Source organism: Neisseria animalis (assembly GCF_900636515.1).
GTDB classification, from domain to species: domain Bacteria; phylum Pseudomonadota; class Gammaproteobacteria; order Burkholderiales; family Neisseriaceae; genus Neisseria; species Neisseria animalis.
Genome location: NZ_LR134287.1, coordinates 1,314,879 through 1,332,708 on the forward strand (window position 1 = coordinate 1,314,879; position 17,830 = coordinate 1,332,708).

Genomic DNA, 17,830 nt, shown 5'->3' on the forward strand with positions numbered 1-17,830 from the left:
TTTGCAGACGGCATTATTATATAGTGAAGCACGCCGCAAGGGGCAAACGCATAAAAAAGGCCGTCTGCAAATTGCTTGTCGAAACATGGTGTTTCGCTGCTGTTTGCAGACGGCCTTTTAAGGTTTGATTACGATTTGTTCAGCAAACGCCCGTCGCTCATCGTCATCACGCGTTCAAAGCGGCAGGCAAGCTCGTCATCATGGGTAACGACTACCAAACTCGTGCCCAATTCGTTTTTCAAATCCAACATCATATCCAAAATATTTTGGGCATTTTTGCGATCGAGGTTGCCTGTCGGCTCGTCGGCCAGCAAACATTTCGGCTGCATGACCAAAGCACGTGCAATGGCGGCGCGCTGCCGTTCTCCGCCGGAGAGTTCGCTCGGACGGTGCAGCATACGCTGTTTCAAGCCGACCTTATCCAGCATTTCCGCTGCCTGCGCTTCGGCTTCCGCTTTGGGCTTTTTCGCGATCAGCATCGGCATCATCACGTTTTCCAAAGCCGAAAATTCCGGCAGCAAATGATGGAATTGGTAAACAAAACCCAAATAGCGGTTACGCAGAAGACCCAACTGCTTCTGATTCAACTGACCCAAATCGTTGTCCATCAGGATAACGCGGCCTTCAGACGGCTTGTCCAAACCGCCGAGAATATGCAGCAGTGTGGATTTTCCGCTGCCGGAAGAGCCGATGATGCTGACACTCTGCCCCTGAGCCACCTCAAGGTTCAAACCGTTTAACACCCGCACGTTTAACACGCCGTCGTTATAGTCTTTGCCGACGTTTTCACATTTGAGCACCATTTGTTTTTCAGAAATATTACTCATAACGCAAAGCCTCCGCCGGTTGGGTTTTTGATGCGCGCCAGCTCGGATACAGCGTGGCAACGAAAGCCAAGCCCAAGGAAATGCAGGCAATCACCACCACATCGCGCATATTCACATCGCTCGGCAGATAATCGATAAAATAAATCTGCGAATTAATCAGGTGTACGCCAAACAATTTTTCAAAGAATGCGACAATTTTGCCGACATTCCAGCCCAGCAATACCCCGCAAACCACGCCGATAAGCGTACCGAAAAAGCCGGCAAATGCACCCTGAACCATAAAAATTTTCATCACGCCGGAAGGCGCCAGACCCAAAGTCCGCAAAATGGCAATATCCGCCTGCTTTTCGGTTACCGCCATCACCAGAGAAGAAACCAAATTAAACGCGGCCACGGCGATAATCAAGGTTAAGATAATAAACATCATGCGTTTTTCCAGCTCTACCGCTTCAAAATAGCTGCGGTTGCTGAACGTCCAATCGCGTACCCATACCTGATCCTGCAGCGCGGCCGGAATCAGGTTGCGGATAAAATCGGGCGCATTTTGCGGATCGGCGAGCTTCAGGCGCAAACCGCCGACACCGTCTCCCATACGGTATAAAACCTGAGCGTCGTTCAGATGCGTCATCGCCAGCGTATTATCCACCTCATACACACCGGTTTTCACAATACCGACCACATTAAACTGCTTCAGGCGCGGCACAACACCGGCAGGCGTTACATTACCCTCGGGGGTGATAACCGTTACCTTGCCACCGGTTTCCGCACCCAATGCCTGAGCCAGCCCTTCTCCCAAGATAATGTCAAACTCACCTGCTTTTAAAGCCTCAAAGCTGCCCGACGGCATATTGTCGCCATAGTCCACAACATTTTTTTCTTCAGCGGGCAAAATACCGCGAATCTGTACGCCGCGCACCTCTCCGGCATTGGCCAGCAAGGCTTGGTCGGCTACATACGGCGCGCTGGCTAAGACTTCCTTCTTGTCTTTCACCAACTCGCGCAGGCTCTGCCAGCTTTCGCCGTTGCCCGTATCGAAATAGCCGACTTCCGCGTGGGGCGCAACATTCAGAAGCTGGCCGCGGATTTCTTTCTGAAAACCGTTCATAACCGACAACACCACAATCAATGCGGTAACACCCAGCGCAATGCCGGCAATAGAAATCATTGTGATAAACGACATGAAGCCGTTGCGTTTTTTTGCCCGCAAATAACGCAGGCCGATCCATGTTTCTAAAGAAGCCATTATGTATAAGCTGCCTTTAAAGTTGACATAAAGCGGCTATTGTACCGCAAAACCTGTGATACCGTCCGAAGGGAGGCAAACGCGCGCAAAGGCAATGTTAAAACGAAATAACTTAGCGGAAATTTCAGTAAAAACTACCGAAATGCTTGCATAATCCCTAAAACAGCCTTATCCTGAACCTACTGTGTCCGAGAAGGGACACACCCATAAGGAAAAAAATATGAATACCTCCAAATTCCTTGCGCTGACCGCCGTAGCGGCAGGCTTGGCATTCAGCGTCAACGCTCATGCCGCCAAGGAAATCAAAATCAGCAGCAACGCCACGTCCTATTCTGATTCGGATGTGCAAAAACTGGCTTCCACCGCATTAAACATGGGCGTTAAAGAGCCGGTCAGCCTTGCCCGCTCCGGCGACAGTGTTACCGTATCCGGCAGCAGCCCGACCAAGTGTACGTTTAAAGTCGGCGACGGAGCCGCCCCACAAATTCAAGGGGTAAGCTGCAAATAAACCGTTTCGGTTTGAGAAATATAGTCGAATAAAATAAGAATGAGACAAGGCAGCGAAGCCGCAGACAGTACACATAGTACGGCAAGGCAAAGCAACGCTGTATCATTCATTATTTTAAATGACTATAACTTGTTTCAGTTGGCAAAAGCCGTCTGCAAAATGGGGAAAGAAAAATAAATGTTCTGCCCCCGTTTTGCAGACGGCTTTTATCAATAGTTGTTTGAAATAATAAGCCTGATGCGGCCTTGCTTTGCCCGCAAGAAGCGCCGGAACCAAACTGCCGAAACAGCAAAGCCGCCGACCCGTACTGTCTGTACTGCCTGCGGCTTTACTGTCTGATTTGATTGGTTATGCGGCAATGTCCGCTGTTATTTCAAAAAGTTTTTCAACACCATCGAAGCCAAGTCGTCCAAACCGAAACCGTCCGCGTCCTGAGCCGTACCGTTCGGCGTGGCATTATCCACCAACATCGGCAATACTTTCGCCAGCAGCTCGCTTACCTGCTGGTTGTCGAAACCGAATTTCTGAGCGATTTGCGCGATAACATCGCTACCCAAAGCATTTTGCACTTCGCTGCCCGATACCGGCACGTTGTCCTGTTCGGTAGAAATCCAACTGTTGAGCGCATCGCCCAAACCGCCTTGCTGCAGACGGCCAATCAGGTTGCCCAAACCGCCCTGCTGCTGCACCAATTCCATCGCCATTTCAACCATAGAACCTTGTCCTTGTGCATTGCCGCCGCTTAATGCCTGAGTAGCCGCGTTCAGTAAAGTATCCATCAATGCCATAATGTGCCCTCGATTATTAAAAGGTTAAAAACAGCAGCAGTGTAGCAAATTTCGGGTTAGCGTTGCCACGGCGAACGCAAATATAGGCAAAGGCCGTCTGCAAAACGGCACGGTTTTGTTTCCATGCTTTTTACAGACGGCCTTGAGCATAAAATATCTGCAGCGGCGGTTTATCATCTGCCAAACAGCAGGCAGTATGGTTTCATGCTATGTTGTTTGACGATATAGTCATTTAAAATAAGAATGATACAGCGTTGCTTTGCCTTGCCGTACTATGTGTACTGTCTGCGGCTTCGCTGCCTTGTCTCATTCTTATTTTATTCGACTATAAAAGCCGTCTGCAAAACGGGGTATCGGAAAGTTGTTTCCGGCAGCCCATTTTACAGACGGCTTTTGCCGACTCAAACGATTATTACTCAAACCAAAGCGGTTCGGCCGCCGCTGCCAAATCCCCGGTTGCGGAAAACAGGCTTTCGGCCGGTACATTTAATCCGCTGAAACTTCTTCCGTATCCCTGCCGTTGAAAAACTCGGCAGCTCCTCCGGCAAAAAAGCCCTGCAAAATCGCCTGCGCCGCCACTTGGTCTAACACCGCTTTTTGCTTACGCCCGAAAACTTGGGCTTCGGCCAACAGGCTTTCCGCATAAAGCGATGACATACGCTCGTCCACCCAATACACCGGCAGGTTGAAACGTCCGTGCAGGCGGCGGCCGAACTTACGACTCAAACGGGTAAGCTCGTGCTCGGTACCGTCCGCATGAGTGGGCAGGCCGACAACCAGTTGCACCGGCTGCCATTCCCTAACCAGTTTGGCAATGGCTTCAAATTTGACCTCGTTGCTGTTACCGCTTACCGTTGCCAACGGGTGTGCCATGCCCAGCTCGGCATCGCCCTGCGCCACACCAATACGCGCTTCTCCGAAATCGAAAGCCAATGTCGTGCCTTTGGGTGCTTCAAGCATGGCCTGCTCCTGCTATCAAATTGTCCGGCGAAAATCCCAATTTGGCAAAGGCCGCGGCGTAACGCTGCTCGTAAGGCACGTCAAACAAAATATGCTCGTCTGCCTCAACCGTCAGCCAGACATTGTCAGCCAACTCCCGCTCCAACTGCCCTTTATACCAGCTCGAATAGCCGATACTCACCAAAGCCTTTTCTACCTTACCCTGCTCGGACAAATGTTCAATTACGTCGCGGGACGAAGTCAGCGCAATATCATCGCTGACCATCATGCTGCTCTGCCAATCGCCGACAGGAGTATGTACCACATAACCGCGGTCCACCTGCACAGGCCCGCCCATCATGACACTCTCCTGCTGCCTGCTCAAGGGAACAGTACGCCCCGAAGCAACAAAAATCATATCGATGGTAATCGGCGAAGGCTTATTGATGATAATGCCCAAAGCCCCGTCTTCATTGTGTTCGCAGATATAAACCACGCTTCCGGCAAAAAACGGATCATCCATATCGGGCATGGCAATCAGGAAATGGTCGGTCAGATTCATCATAAAATTACACGTTTGGTTGAGCGGTTTACTTGCCCGATGCGGCAGTTATGACACAAGCGCCGACAATCTGCTGGCCGGGTTGGAGTGAGGCCGTCTGCAAATCGGCTTTCGGGCCGCCCGAACACGATAATGCGCTTAAAGAATTTTTCGGCGAACCCTGTACGATTTTATCGCTGTACACCAAATAAGCAAACGCCTTACGTTTCGGGTCGTAATAGCGGACAATCTGCTGACTCTTGAAGGCAACGCTGGCACTGCGCTTGAACACTTCCTTAGGCTTCAACACCGCAGCTTCATCATAGCTGATGTATGAGGCCGTCTGCACACAAGATACCGAAGCATCGCTGGCATCTTCTTCCAAGTTGACCGCTTCTTTCAAGCCACCTTTTTTCGCATAGGAAACATAGCAGGACACCCCTTTCACATCAGGGTCGTCAAAGGCTTCCACTTCGATACGGTCGTTTTTGCCAAGCATATGGAATACCGTACTGGCACGGCCGATTTTATCGACTTCACCGCCGCAGGCCGCCAACAACAAAGCAGCCAAAGCCCCCGAAACAATGTTTTTCATCAATACGCACCTTTGTGTTCGCAACAATATGCCACACTATATAAGAGCGTTTGACCATATTGCAAGCAAAGCAGACCGTCATTCTGCCATTTCAGCCTGATTTTATCGGTTTGCAGCGTTTGCAGACGGCCTGACAAACAGTATAATCCCCTAATTGCTTTGATTACACAAAAAGAAAACACCATGTCTTACAAACCCCTCTTGCTCGCACTCACCCTTTGCTTTGCAACCCCGGCTTTTTCCGCTCCCGATACACCGAAAAGCAAAACCGCTGTAACCAAAAAAAGCACAAACAACAAAGAAACCGCCAGCAAAAACAATAAAAAAACCGCTGCCTCAAGTAAAACCGGCAAAACCGCGGAAAAAGCCCCTGCCCGCAGCAAACCGGCCGCAACAAAAAACAGCAAAGACGACAATAAAAAAAATACCCAAACCGCCAAATCCAAAGCAGCGGATAAAAAAGCAGCCGATAAAAACGAGCCGCGCAAAGCCGCCGCCAAACCGGCAAACAAAACCGCCGGCAGCAAAGCAACCCCAACCCGCAAAGAGCCGGCACAAGCTGCCAAAAACAAGACTGAACAAAACAAAGCCAAAAACACCAAGGCTGCAAACGATAAAAACACCCCAAACGCTAAAAAAACTGCGGCAGCAAACCAAGCCAAAAACCAAACACAAGCAAAGCCCAAAGCAGCGGAAAACAACAACCGCGACACCCCCGAATTACGCGCCGCGCTGACCGCCGCCACCAATGATTTGGAAGCCAAACAGTCGTTACACAAACGTACGGGAAATTTTCTCGTACGCGTAAACGGCAACCTGAAAGAATTGCAACAGGCGCGCAGCAATTTGGGCAACATCAACCGCCAACAGCGCAATGCGTGGGATAAGCTGCAAAAACTCAGCAGCGATTTAAACCGCTTGAAAACCGAAGTTTCCAATACCCGCGCCCAAGTTTCGCGTTTTGTATCCGGCCACTATAAAAACAACCAACCCAATGCCGTTGCCCTGTTTCTGAAAAATGCCGAACCCGGCCAAAAAACCCGCTTTCTCCGCTATACCCGCTACATCAACCGCTCGAATGAAGATGTTGTCAAAAAACTGGCCCAACAGCAAAAAGAGCTGAGCGCGCAAGAAGCCAAAATCACCCGTGAGCTGGCACACCTGAAACGTCTGCAGGCAAACGCGCAGGCTGCGTTGAAAAAACAGGGCGCGAAAAATACGGCAGAGCAGGTAGAAAGCCGCCGCCAAAACAACAAAATGGCGCAGGAAGCCAAAAAAGCCGTCAAACAGCAAGACAATGAAAAACGCCTCAACACGCTGCTGACCGACCTCGACAAACAAAAAGCCGAGCAGCGGAAAAAAGAAGCCGAAGCACGCAAAAAAGCAGCGGAAGCGCGTTTGGCTGCTGCGGAAAAAGCACGCAAAAAAGCCGAACAGGAACGTGCCGCCCTTTCCAATCTGACCGATGACGACAAAAAGCTCAAAGCACCTGCTCCGCGCGGCAACATGACCGTCAGCAACCCGAACAGCTTCAGCCGTCTGCAAGGCCGTCTGAAAAAACCGGTCAGCGGTATGCTTACCGGCCTGTTCGGACAGCAGCGCGCCAACGGCAATCTTTGGAAAGGCGTGTTTTACCAAACCTCACCTGCCGGCGTAAGCAGCCTCGCCGCCGGTAATGTCAGCTATGCCGGCGAATTGGAAGGCTACGGCAAAGTCGTCATCGTCGACCACGGCGAAGGCTATACCAGCGTTTATTCAGGATTAAGCGATACCGGCGTATCCAAAGGTTACAGCGTCGGCGCAGGCCACCCGATCGGTACCAGCGGCAAGCTGCCTGACGGAGAAGAAGGGCTGTATCTTGAAATCCGCTACAAAGGACAAAATATGAACCCCTTGTCTTGGATTGATTAACCCGCCCCGAAGCCGGCCCGCCCTGCCTTATCCCAACAACAACTAACATTTCCTTACCCGAAAATGCTTGTTTCGCTGCGGATAATCGCATAAAGTTTGACCCGTTTGTATCATGCCGTCTGTAAACGGCACAGAAAGAGAAATATCCATAATGTCCAAATCCACTTTGAAAAAAGTCGCACTTTACACACTCGGCGCATTCAGCGGCATTGCCGTCAGCCTCAGCGTTCAGAGTTTTGCCGCCGGTGCAGACAAAAAAGAAGAAGCCCTTCCGGTACAGTCTATCCGCACCATGGCAGAAGTGTACGGTCAAATCAAAGCCAATTATTATCAGGACAAACCCGATGCCGAGCTGTTTGAAGGCGCCATGAAGGGCATGGTATCCGGTCTCGACCCCCATTCCGAATACATGGATAAAAAAGGCTATGCCGACTTGAAAGAATCCACCCGTGGCGAGTTTGGCGGCTTGGGCATGGAAATCGGACAAGAAGACGGCTTCATCAAAGTCGTTGCTCCGATTGAAGATACCCCTGCCGAACGTGCAGGCGTAAAAAGCGGCGACTTCATCGTTAAAATCAATAACGAATCCACGCGCGGCATGAGTGTCAGCGAGGCCGTGAAAAAAATGCGCGGCGAGCCGGGTACCAAAATTACCCTGACTCTGTCGCGTAAAAATGCCGACAAGCCGATTGTCGTCAACCTGACCCGCGCCATCATCAAAGTTAAAAGCGTCCGCAACCACCTTTTAGAGCCGGGCTACGGTTATATCAGAATTACCCAATTTCAAGCGCCTACCATAGCGGCCGTCAATACTGCCGCGCAAGACTTAATCAAGCAGAACAAAGCACCGCTCAAAGGCCTGATTCTCGATTTGCGCGATGACCCCGGCGGTTTGCTCAACGCAGCAGTTGGCGTATCTGCCGCCTTCCTGCCCTCTGACGTTACCGTTGTCAGCACCAAAGGGCGCGATGGCAAAGAAGGCATGGTCTTAACATCCGCACCCGAAGACTACATCAGCGCAAGCGGCGGCGATCCTTTGGAAAACCTGCCGCCCGAGTTGAAAGACATTCCGGTTACCGTCTTAATCAATGCCGGCTCCGCATCTGCTTCCGAAATCGTGGCCGGTGCGCTGCAAGACCACAAACGCGCCGTGATTGTCGGCACGCAGAGTTTCGGCAAAGGATCGGTACAAACCGTGATTCCGCTTTCCAACGGCAGCGCCATGAAACTGACCACTTCGCTGTACTATACGCCGAACGACCGCTCGATTCAGGCGCAGGGCATCGTACCTGATGTAGAAGTCAAGGATAAAGACCGTACTTACGAAAGCCGTGAAGCAGATTTGGTCGGCCACATCGGCAACCCGCTCGGCGGTGAAGATGTCAACGGAAACGTAGCCACACCGACTTCCGACACCGCAGAAACCGAACAACCTGCCGAGAAGCCTAAAGCCAAAACCGATAAAGAAAAAGAAGAAGACATCATCGCCCGCCGCACGCCCAATCCCGATAAAGACGAACAACTGCGAAAAGCTCTGGATTTGGTAAAAGATCCTGCAGAATGGCAGAAGTCTTTGGGTTTGGCCGCGAAAAAGCCCGCGCCGAAAAAAGATAACAAAGAAGCAGAAAAAGATTCGGAATAAACATTACTTTTCCGTGAATCCCTGCCTGTTGCCGTCTGCAAAACATCATGCTGTTTTGCAGACGGCCTTTCTTATACAATATGGAACAACTTTCCCTATCCGAAAGCAATCATGCTGACTTTACACGCCCTGCAACAATCCCGCGCTTTCCGTATCGTCTGGCTGCTTGAACTGCTCGAATGCGAATACAAGCTGGTGTCTTATCCCCGAAATCCGGAAACCCTGCTCGCGCCGGAAACGCTTAAAACCGTCCACCCGCTCGGCAAATCACCCATATTGGAAGACGGGGAGCTGGTGTTAACCGAAAGCACCGTTATCGCCGAATATCTGGCGCGCAACTACGGCAAACACAACCTGCTGCCTGAGTACAATACCCCTGCATACTGGCAATGCCGCCGTTGGGCCGATTATGCAGAAAGTTCGTTGATGCCGCTGATGTTGCTCTCTTTGGTGTTCAAGCGGGTAGAAACCGCCCCGATGCCGTTTTTTGCCAAACCGGTTGCCCGAAAAATCAGCAGCAATGTCAAAAGCAGCTTTATCCACCCCCAAACCGAACTCCACCTTGCCCACATCAACGAAACATTGGCCAAGCAACAATGGCTGCTCGGCAACCATATCACCCTTGCCGATGTCATGATGAGCTTTCCGATACAGGCGGCAGGAAAACGCTTTGATTTAGCAGCCTATTCTCATATTCTCCGCTATATCGGCGATATGGAACACAATCCTGCCTACCGCCGCGCCGTTGAGCGGTCAGGAAAACCGGTTCTTTAAACCCAACAAGGCCGTCTGCATCATCCGATACCGATATGCAGACGGCATTTACAGAGTAAAATCATGGCCAAAGCACCCAAAACCGTTTACCAATGCACCGAATGCGGCGGCACCGCGCCGAAATGGCAGGGCAAGTGTCCGCATTGCGGCGAGTGGAACACCTTGCAGGAAAGCCTCTCCGCCCCCGAACCGAAAAACGCCAGATTCCAATCTTGGGCGGCGGATACCTCGCAAGTGCAGTCGCTGGCATCCGTTACCGCCGCCGAAGTGCCGCGCAATCCTACCGGCATGGGCGAACTCGACCGCGTATTGGGCGGCGGCTTGGTAGACGGCGCGGTGATTTTGCTCGGCGGCGACCCCGGTATCGGCAAATCCACACTGCTGCTGCAAACCATTGCCAAAATGGCACAGACACGCAAGGTTTTATATGTATCGGGTGAGGAATCGGCACAACAAGTCGCCCTGCGCGCCCAGCGTTTGGAATTGCCGGCCGATGGCGTAAACCTGTTGGCCGAAATCCGCATGGAAGCAATTCAGACGGCCTTGAAGCAGCACGAACCGCAAGTGGTGGTTATCGACTCAATCCAGACCATGTATTCCGACCAGATTACTTCCGCCCCCGGCTCGGTGTCGCAGGTACGAGAATGTGCGGCGCAGCTGACACGGATGGCGAAGCAAATGGGCATCTCCATGATTTTAGTCGGCCACGTCACCAAAGACGGGGCGATTGCAGGCCCCCGCGTGTTGGAGCATATGGTCGATACCGTTTTGTATTTTGAAGGCGACCAGCATTCCAACTACCGCATGATCCGCGCCATCAAAAACCGCTTCGGTGCGGCCAACGAATTGGGCGTATTCGCCATGACGGAACACGGCTTGAAAGGCGTATCCAATCCTTCGGCGATTTTTCTGGCCAGCTATCGGGACGACGTACCCGGTTCGTGCGTCCTCGTTACCCAAGAGGGTTCGCGCCCGCTGCTGGTGGAAATCCAAGCATTGGTCGACGATGCCCACGGCTTTACCCCCAAACGTCTGACCGTCGGTCTGGAGCAAAACCGCCTCGCCATGCTGCTGGCAGTGTTAAACCGGCACGGCGGCATTGCCTGCTTCGATCAAGATGTGTTTCTCAACGCGGTCGGCGGTGTCAAAATCGGCGAACCGGCGGCAGATTTGGCGGTGATACTCGCCATGCTTTCCAGCTTCCGCAACCGTCCGCTGCCCGAAAAAATGGTGGCTTTCGGCGAAATCGGCTTGAGCGGCGAGGTGCGCCCCGTCGCCCGCGGCCAAGAACGCTTGAAAGAGGCGGAAAAGCTCGGCTTCAAACGCGCCATCGTGCCGAAAGCCAATATGCCGCGCAATGTCCGGGAATTTCCGGGTTTGGAGATTTTCGGGGTATCGAGTTTGCAGGAAGCGGTTGAAATCTGCCGTCATGCCGAATAATCGGTTCAAGACGTTTGTTTTGGATATAAAAGGCCGTCTGCAAATAAGAATAGACGCTTGGCATAAAATTCTGTGGCATTGCTTAAAGAGGAACTTGACCAAACTGCCCAAGCAGCACAAGTCCGCCGAACCTTACTGTCTGCCTTGCCTTATTCTGTGTGATGCAACGATAAGCCATATTTTGCAGACGGCCTTTTGCGCCAATGACCACATCATTAATTTTGCCATGCAGCAAAAATAGGCACATCAGGCGCAGCAACCCCTATCCGGCCGAATGGATACCACCATGTTGCGTTACAATAACCGTTTGCATCATCGATAAGGAATTAAAATGGCTCAAACAGGCAGGAATTATGCCGCACCGCTGTTGGTGGTCGGCTGCGTGGTATTCGGGCTGGGCAGCCTGATTGTCAAATTTGTCGATGTCGGCTCGTATGCCATTGCATTCTGGCGTTTGGCGATTGCCGCCGTAATATTCTGGCTGCTGGCACGGTTTTTCGGGCAAAAACTGCCTAAAAACCGCAAAGCCGTTACCACTGCCTTGATTTCCGGCGTTTTTCTCGCGTTTGATTTGGCTCTGTGGCATGAAAGCATACACAGCGTCGGCCCGGGTATTTCCACCCTGCTCAACAGCCTGCAAATCTTCTTTCTTTCCGCCATCGGATATTTCTGCTACCGCGAACGCCTGTCGCCGCTGCAAATCCTCAGCTTGGTATTGGCCGTGTGCGGTGTCGCGCTGATTGCCAGCCCCGAATTCGGCCATAATTCCGCTGCGGCTTGGGGCTTTATCAGCGGCATTACTTCGGGCGCAATGCTGGCCATGTCGATGGTATATATCCGTAAAACCCACCAAATCGAGCAAACCGCACTGTTCCCGCTGATGATGTTGCTCAGCATCGGCGGCATGGCATCGCTGATTGTGCCCGCTTTTGTGTTTGACGGCGGCTCGCTTTACCCGACTTCTTTACGCGACATCGGTTTGGTGCTGATATACGGCGCCATCATGCAATGCTTCGCTTGGGGGCTGATTGCCTATGCCGTTCCCCTGCTTTCCCTGTCGCTGACGGGGCTGCTGCTGCTCTCCGAACCCGTTGCCGCGCTGGCAATCGACTATTTTTGGCTGGACAAACCGATTAATACCCTCCAATGGGGAGGCGCGGTCCTGACGCTGCTGGCCATTTATCTCGGTTCGCTCAAATCCAAAAGTGCCTGATTCGTTGAAAGCCGTCTGCAAAACCGGCATTTTGCAGACGGCCTGCTGCCCCGAACCTTGCTAACCATGCAACATTCAAGATGATAATGATTTATAGTCATTTAAAATAAGAATGATACAGCGTTGCTTTGCCTTGCCGTACTATGTGTACTGTCTGCGGCTTCACTGCCTTGTCTCATTCTTATTTTATTCGACTATATTATTAAATTTGATGGATTTTGTAGAATTATTTGTTTTTATTTATTATTAAAATATGTAAATATTCTTTATGAATGCAAGCAACAACCAATTCCAATATCGTCTAAAACCGATTAAAAACAGCCGCTTGCATTTTGCAGACGGCTTTTTTTCATGATTTCATCTTTGATAATTTTTTGTATTTTAAATAGAAAATTTGTACAGCCGGAAAATTTTGCCTACAATATGCCCATCGAAACAACCACTGCCTGAAGCATATTTCAGGCAGTTTAGAAAAGGAAAACATCATGCAAGGCAATCAAGCTGTTCTCGACTATATGAACGAACTGTTGGCCGGCGAGCTGGCAGCGCGAGATCAATACTTTATCCATTCCCGTCTTTATTCCGAGTGGGGCTACACCAAGCTGTTTGAACGCCTCAATCACGAAATGGAAGAAGAAACCCAACATGCGGAAGACTTTATCCGCCGTATCCTGATGTTGGGCGGTACGCCGAACATGACACCTGCCGCCCTCAACATCGGTACCGACGTTATCTCCTGCCTGAAAGCAGATTTGAACACCGAATACGAAGTACGCGACGCGCTGAAAAAAGGCATCAAACTGTGCGAAGAAGTCCAAGACTATGTGAGCCGCGATCTGATGGTTGCCCAACTTAAAGATACCGAAGAAGATCACGCCCACTGGCTGGAACAGCAGCTGCGCCTCATCGAGCTGATTGGCGAAGGCAACTACTACCAAAGCCAAATGTAATCCCGCTTGCGAAAGGATAAAATATGAAAGGCGACCGTTTGGTTATCCGCGAGCTGAATAAAAACCTCGGCTTGCTCTTGGTAACCATCAACCAATATTTTCTCCATGCCCGCATTTTGAAAAACTGGGGCTTTGAAGAATTGGGCAAACATTTCTACAAACAATCCATCGTAGAAATGAAAGCCGCCGATGATTTAATCGAGCGTATCCTGTTTTTAGAAGGCTTGCCGAATCTGCAGGAATTAGGCAAATTGCTGATTGGTGAAACCACCGAAGAAATCATTGCCTGCGATTTGCAGAAAGAACAGGAAAAACACGAAGCACTGTCGGCCGCCATCGCCGTATGCGAAGCGCAGCAGGACTATGTCAGCCGCGCTTTGCTGGAAACCCAAAAAGATACCAATGAAGAGCACATCGATTGGTTGGAAACCCAGCAGGAATTGATCGCCAAACTCGGCCTGCCCAATTACCTGCAACTCGGGGCGCAAGAGGACTAAAAATCAGACGGCAAACCGCCTGATTTGATACACAAATCCCTACCGAAACCAAGCAGTCCCTGCGTATTCCACCAATCAAAAAGCAGACGGCATATCCCTACTGAACATGCCGTCTGCTTTTTTTTAAGAACAATGAAAAGCTGATATAAAAAGCCGCCTGCCCATTCAAACCGCTTTGGGCCACACATTCCAAACACTTTCAAGCCGCCGTTTTTCAGCAAAAGGCAGCCGCACAAACCACATCATACCGGCAACAACCGCCCGGCCGAAACCGCCGCCATCATCAACAATCGGCAAACGACAAACATCCGTTTGAAAACACATATCATCTTTGTGCTGTCGATAACGGAGCGCTTCAAGCTGATATGACAGACAGCGCATAATCCGAAACAATTTCCACGCGGATACGGAACAGTTTCACTTTCGGCTCAATGACCCTGCATAATCATACGGTTCACGCTGTCCGACAAAACTTCTCGGCTGCACGGCTAGCCCAACACGTCTAAGATACGGCGCAATTCGTTTGCCGCAATCTGCCCCGGCGCAGAAGCCTGCTTGGCAGCGCCAAACGTCATTGCCGAACCGAATGTTCCGCCGGAAAGACGGCTGATTACCCCCAGCTTGCCCATAGACATGGTTACAACCGGCCGCAATGCCGTCTGCAAAACTTCCTGAGTCGCATCAAGCAGCACCAACACATCGGCAGCGGTTTGCGGCATAACCGCGATTTTGCAAATATCCGCACCCAATGCTTCCATTTTTTGCAGACGGCATACAATCTCTGCTTTTGGAGGTGTCTGCTCAAAATCATGGTTGCACAACAAAGCCGCCACGCCGTTTGCCTGCGCCAGCCCGACCAATGCCGCAACGGTTTCGTCTCCGGCAAACAGTTCAATATCCAAAATATCAATCAAACCCGACTGCGCCGCGCGGCCAAGTAGCTCAACATAATACTCGGCACGACACGGACAGCAGCCGCCCTCTTCGGCGCGGCGGAAAGTAAACAGCAGCGGCACATCAGGCAGTGCGGCACGCACCATTTCCGTTTGCGCCATCACATAATCCGCATCCGCCGCCTGCTTGAGAAAATCAACGCGGAACTCCACCACATCAAAACTCAAGCCCTGCAAATCAGCAAGCGCCTGTTTGAGGCCGTCTGCATTTTCCGCCACCAGCGGCACGGCAATTTTCGGCAATCCTGCTCCCAACTCGACATGACGGATGTGAACGGTTTTCATTTTTTCTCCCTTATTTATCAGACAAACTGCCGCCAAATGTAGCCTAATCGCCGTTTGACTGCAAGCCGCAATATCTTTCTTGGCGGCAATATGCGGATATTATGCGGATTTGCAGACGGCTTGCAGATATTTCGCCAGCGGTTTCGGCAGCCCGTATGCCTGCCATTCGCCCTGCTCCGCCCAAATGCCGTCTGCACCCTCTGCCATTTTGTCCGAACGGGTTTCAAACGGCGTAACCCACAGCAGCCGATGCGTTAATCTGTGGGTAAATGCCTCACATTCTTCCATTTCGTCCCAACCGATACCCGATTGTCCGGCATAGTCATACATTTCCTGCAAACTGCCGAAACACGGTACGCAATACAGTCCGCCCCAGATACCTTTTGCCGGACGCTTTTCCAGCCAGACCGCGCCGTTCCCGTTGCGTACTACCAACCAATACAACGGCAGGTTCTGCACTTCAACCGCTGTTTTCTTACGCGGCAGCTCGCCGATACGGTTTTGCTGTTTTGCCCCGCACATATCGGCCATCGGGCATTTGCCGCACAAGGGATTGCTGCGCCTGCACACCGTTGCTCCCAAGTCCATCAGTCCCTGCGTATAAGCCGGCATATCGCTGTTTGCAGACGGCATAAGGCTCTCCGCCAACTGCCAAAGCTGCTGCTCGAATTTCCTGTCCTGCGGGTTGCCGTCCTGAACGTATAAACGGCAGAGTACGCGCTTGACGTTGCCGTCCAAAATCGTTTCGCGCCGGTCAAACGCAAAAGCCGCAATGGCCGCAGCCGTACTGCGGCCGACACCGCACAGCTTTTCCAATTCCTGCCGCGTTTGCGGAAACTTTCCGCCAAATTCGTTCACCACTTGTTGTGCAGCCTTATGCAGATTACGGGCACGGCTGTAATATCCCAGCCCCGCCCACAGCGCCAACACCTCATCTTGCGGCGCATCCGCCAAAGCACGGACATTGGGAAAGCGTTCCAAAAAACGCGGATAATAATCCAACACCGTTGCAACCTGCGTTTGCTGGAGCATGATTTCAGAAAGCCAGACGGCATAAGGATCTTTCACCTGCCACGGCAAGCCGTGTCTGCCATTCAGCCGCTGCCAATCAATCAAACGCCGGGCAAAAACAGACGTATCTGCCATAGCATACCCATTCCGTTGAAAACGCTTATTGTAGCGGAAAACCAACTGCCTGTTCAGCATTGCTCCGCCATATAAAATCTTTTCAAATTAACATATTTTAATAATTGATATATTATGACATATTGAAACCTAAGTAAGTATTGACTTTTCTTAACAAAAAGACTATAAAGAAACCAATAAAACAGTTTTGATGCTCTATTCCGTTAATCTTTTTTCTAAAGAAAGGCAAGTAGTATGAAAGCTATGGTTTATCACGGTGCAGGCGACATCCGTTTTGAAGAAAAAGCCAAACCGCAAATCATCGACCCCACAGATGCCGTGGTTAAAATCGTAAAAACCACCATCTGCGGTACAGACTTGGGCATTTGGAAAGGCAAAAACCCCGAAGTTGCAGACGGCCGTATTTTGGGTCATGAAGGTGTCGGCATCGTTGAAGAAGTCGGTTCTGCCGTGAAAAACATCAAAGTCGGCGACAAAGTCATCATTTCCTGCGTCAGCAAATGCTGTACTTGCGACAACTGTAAACAACAGCTTTACTCACACTGCCGCAACGGCGGTTGGATTCTCGGCTACATGATTGACGGCACACAAGCCGAATTTGTACGCACTCCCTACGCCGACAACAGCCTGATTCCGCTGCCCGACAATATCAACGATGAAGTCGCACTGCTGCTCTCCGATGCGTTGCCGACGGCACACGAAATCGGCGTACAGTACGGCGATGTCAAACCCGGCGATACCGTATTCATCGCCGGTGCAGGTCCTGTCGGTATGTCTGCACTGCTGACAGCACAACTGTACAGCCCGGCCGCCCTGATTGTCTGTGATATGGACGAAAACCGCCTGAAGCTGGCAAAAGAATTGGGTGCTACCCATGTCATCAACCCGATTGAAGGCAACGTGGTAGAAAAAGTCAAAGCCATCGTCGGCGAAGACGGCGTAGACTGCGCCATCGAAGCAGTCGGTATCCCCGCCACTTGGGATATGTGCCAAGAAACCGTAAAAGCCGGCGGCAATGTCGCCGTGGTCGGCGTACACGGTCAGGCAGTTGATTTCAAACTGGAAAAACTGTGGATTAAAAACCTGAAAATCACTACCGGTCTGGTCAACTCCAACACCACCGAAATGCTGATGAAAGCCATTGCCACCAGCAGCATCGATTTCAACCGCATGATTACCCACCGCTTCAAATTCAGCGAGTTGGAAGAAGCATACGATGTATTCAAACACGCTTCCGAAAACCAAGCCATGAAAGTGGTATTGTCTGCCGACTAATCTTTAAAACGCAGATAAAAAAAGCCGTCTGAAATTTTCAGACGGCTTTTGTTTGCCGTAAAGAAACCCTGCCGTACTCAAACATACAGCAACCAAACCTGTCTTGATTTCATCTGCAAATATCCAATATCCGCCCCAAATAATCAGAAAGACCGTCTGTAAAATAGTCGGATGATGCAGAATGATGCAGTTACCGCGCTATGGCCTAAAGAGAGGGTTTGGCTAAGCTATAGTCGAATAAAATAAGAATGAGACAAGGCAGCGAAGCCGCAGACAGTACACATAGTACGGCAAGGCAAAGCA

The 17,830-nt window shown here is 51.0% G+C and carries 17 protein-coding genes; 9 read left to right on the forward strand and 8 right to left on the reverse strand.

The features are described 5' to 3' along the window. Positions 1-128: 128 nt before the first annotated feature. Both lolD and EL111_RS06165 read right to left on the reverse strand, forming a co-directional pair. Positions 129-827 carry a lipoprotein-releasing ABC transporter ATP-binding protein LolD gene (lolD, locus tag EL111_RS06160; protein WP_123795333.1) on the reverse strand — a complete coding sequence of 233 codons (699 nt, stop codon included), beginning with the start codon at positions 825-827 and terminating at the stop codon, positions 129-131. After that, positions 820-2,070, reverse strand: coding sequence for a lipoprotein-releasing ABC transporter permease subunit (locus EL111_RS06165; protein ID WP_123795334.1), 1,251 nt, complete (start codon positions 2,068-2,070; stop codon positions 820-822). The genes lolD and EL111_RS06165 overlap by 8 nt, the downstream gene beginning before the upstream one ends. A gap of 220 nt (positions 2,071-2,290) precedes the next feature. Here EL111_RS06165 and EL111_RS06170 point away from each other — a divergent pair, with 220 nt between their 5' ends. After that, entirely contained in the window at positions 2,291-2,578 is a 288-nt protein-coding gene (locus EL111_RS06170; protein ID WP_123795335.1) for a hypothetical protein, read from the forward strand. A 368-nt stretch (positions 2,579-2,946) separates the two neighbouring features. Here EL111_RS06170 and EL111_RS06175 read toward each other — a convergent pair whose 3' ends face one another. From EL111_RS06175 to EL111_RS06190, 4 genes are all read right to left on the reverse strand, one after another. Beyond that, a complete protein-coding gene (locus tag EL111_RS06175; protein WP_123795336.1) occupies positions 2,947-3,366 on the reverse strand; it encodes a YidB family protein in 420 nt (139 codons plus the stop codon). A gap of 486 nt (positions 3,367-3,852) precedes the next feature. Next, positions 3,853-4,326: a Holliday junction resolvase RuvX gene (ruvX, locus tag EL111_RS06180; protein WP_123795337.1), complete on the reverse strand. Its 474-nt coding sequence runs from the start codon at positions 4,324-4,326 to the stop codon at positions 3,853-3,855. After that, complete coding sequence (locus EL111_RS06185) at positions 4,319-4,867, reverse strand: YqgE/AlgH family protein (RefSeq protein WP_123795452.1); 549 nt, start codon at positions 4,865-4,867, stop codon at positions 4,319-4,321. The genes ruvX and EL111_RS06185 overlap by 8 nt, the downstream gene beginning before the upstream one ends. A gap of 28 nt (positions 4,868-4,895) precedes the next feature. Next, the gene (locus tag EL111_RS06190) at positions 4,896-5,441 is read right to left on the reverse strand and encodes a CreA family protein (RefSeq protein ID WP_123795338.1); all 546 of its coding nucleotides are present in this window, start codon (positions 5,439-5,441) and stop codon (positions 4,896-4,898) included. A 183-nt stretch (positions 5,442-5,624) separates the two neighbouring features. Here EL111_RS06190 and EL111_RS06195 point away from each other — a divergent pair, with 183 nt between their 5' ends. The 7 genes from EL111_RS06195 (at position 5,625) to bfr (EL111_RS06225) (ending at position 13,868) form a co-directional block, all read left to right on the forward strand. Continuing rightward, positions 5,625-7,352 carry a peptidoglycan DD-metalloendopeptidase family protein gene (locus EL111_RS06195; protein WP_123795339.1) on the forward strand — a complete coding sequence of 576 codons (1,728 nt, stop codon included), beginning with the start codon at positions 5,625-5,627 and terminating at the stop codon, positions 7,350-7,352. Between the two features lie 151 nt (positions 7,353-7,503). Further along, positions 7,504-8,994, forward strand: coding sequence for a S41 family peptidase (locus EL111_RS06200; RefSeq protein ID WP_123795340.1), 1,491 nt, complete (start codon positions 7,504-7,506; stop codon positions 8,992-8,994). A gap of 111 nt (positions 8,995-9,105) precedes the next feature. Further along, positions 9,106-9,768, forward strand: a complete 663-nt coding sequence (locus EL111_RS06205) for a glutathione S-transferase family protein (protein WP_123795341.1) — start codon at positions 9,106-9,108, stop codon at positions 9,766-9,768. Positions 9,769-9,831: 63 nt separating this feature from the next. Continuing rightward, the gene (radA, locus tag EL111_RS06210; protein WP_123795342.1) at positions 9,832-11,208 is read left to right on the forward strand and encodes a DNA repair protein RadA; all 1,377 of its coding nucleotides are present in this window, start codon (positions 9,832-9,834) and stop codon (positions 11,206-11,208) included. Between the two features lie 331 nt (positions 11,209-11,539). Continuing rightward, entirely contained in the window at positions 11,540-12,421 is an 882-nt protein-coding gene (locus tag EL111_RS06215; protein WP_123795343.1) for a DMT family transporter, read from the forward strand. Positions 12,422-12,906: 485 nt separating this feature from the next. Beyond that, positions 12,907-13,371 carry a bacterioferritin gene (gene bfr, locus EL111_RS06220; RefSeq protein ID WP_123795344.1) on the forward strand — a complete coding sequence of 155 codons (465 nt, stop codon included), beginning with the start codon at positions 12,907-12,909 and terminating at the stop codon, positions 13,369-13,371. 23 nt (positions 13,372-13,394) lie between these two features. Continuing rightward, a complete protein-coding gene (gene bfr / locus EL111_RS06225) occupies positions 13,395-13,868 on the forward strand; it encodes a bacterioferritin (protein WP_123795345.1) in 474 nt (157 codons plus the stop codon). Positions 13,869-14,356: 488 nt separating this feature from the next. Here the strand turns inward: bfr (EL111_RS06225) and aroD are convergent, their stop codons facing one another. Next, a complete protein-coding gene (gene aroD / locus EL111_RS06230; protein ID WP_123795346.1) occupies positions 14,357-15,106 on the reverse strand; it encodes a type I 3-dehydroquinate dehydratase in 750 nt (249 codons plus the stop codon). A 99-nt stretch (positions 15,107-15,205) separates the two neighbouring features. Then, complete coding sequence (gene mutY, locus EL111_RS06235; protein ID WP_123795347.1) at positions 15,206-16,252, reverse strand: A/G-specific adenine glycosylase; 1,047 nt, start codon at positions 16,250-16,252, stop codon at positions 15,206-15,208. A 234-nt stretch (positions 16,253-16,486) separates the two neighbouring features. On the opposite strand from mutY, the gene EL111_RS06240 reads away from it, so the two are divergent. Next, complete coding sequence (locus EL111_RS06240) at positions 16,487-17,527, forward strand: zinc-dependent alcohol dehydrogenase family protein (protein WP_123795348.1); 1,041 nt, start codon at positions 16,487-16,489, stop codon at positions 17,525-17,527. Positions 17,528-17,830: the final 303 nt, after the last annotated feature.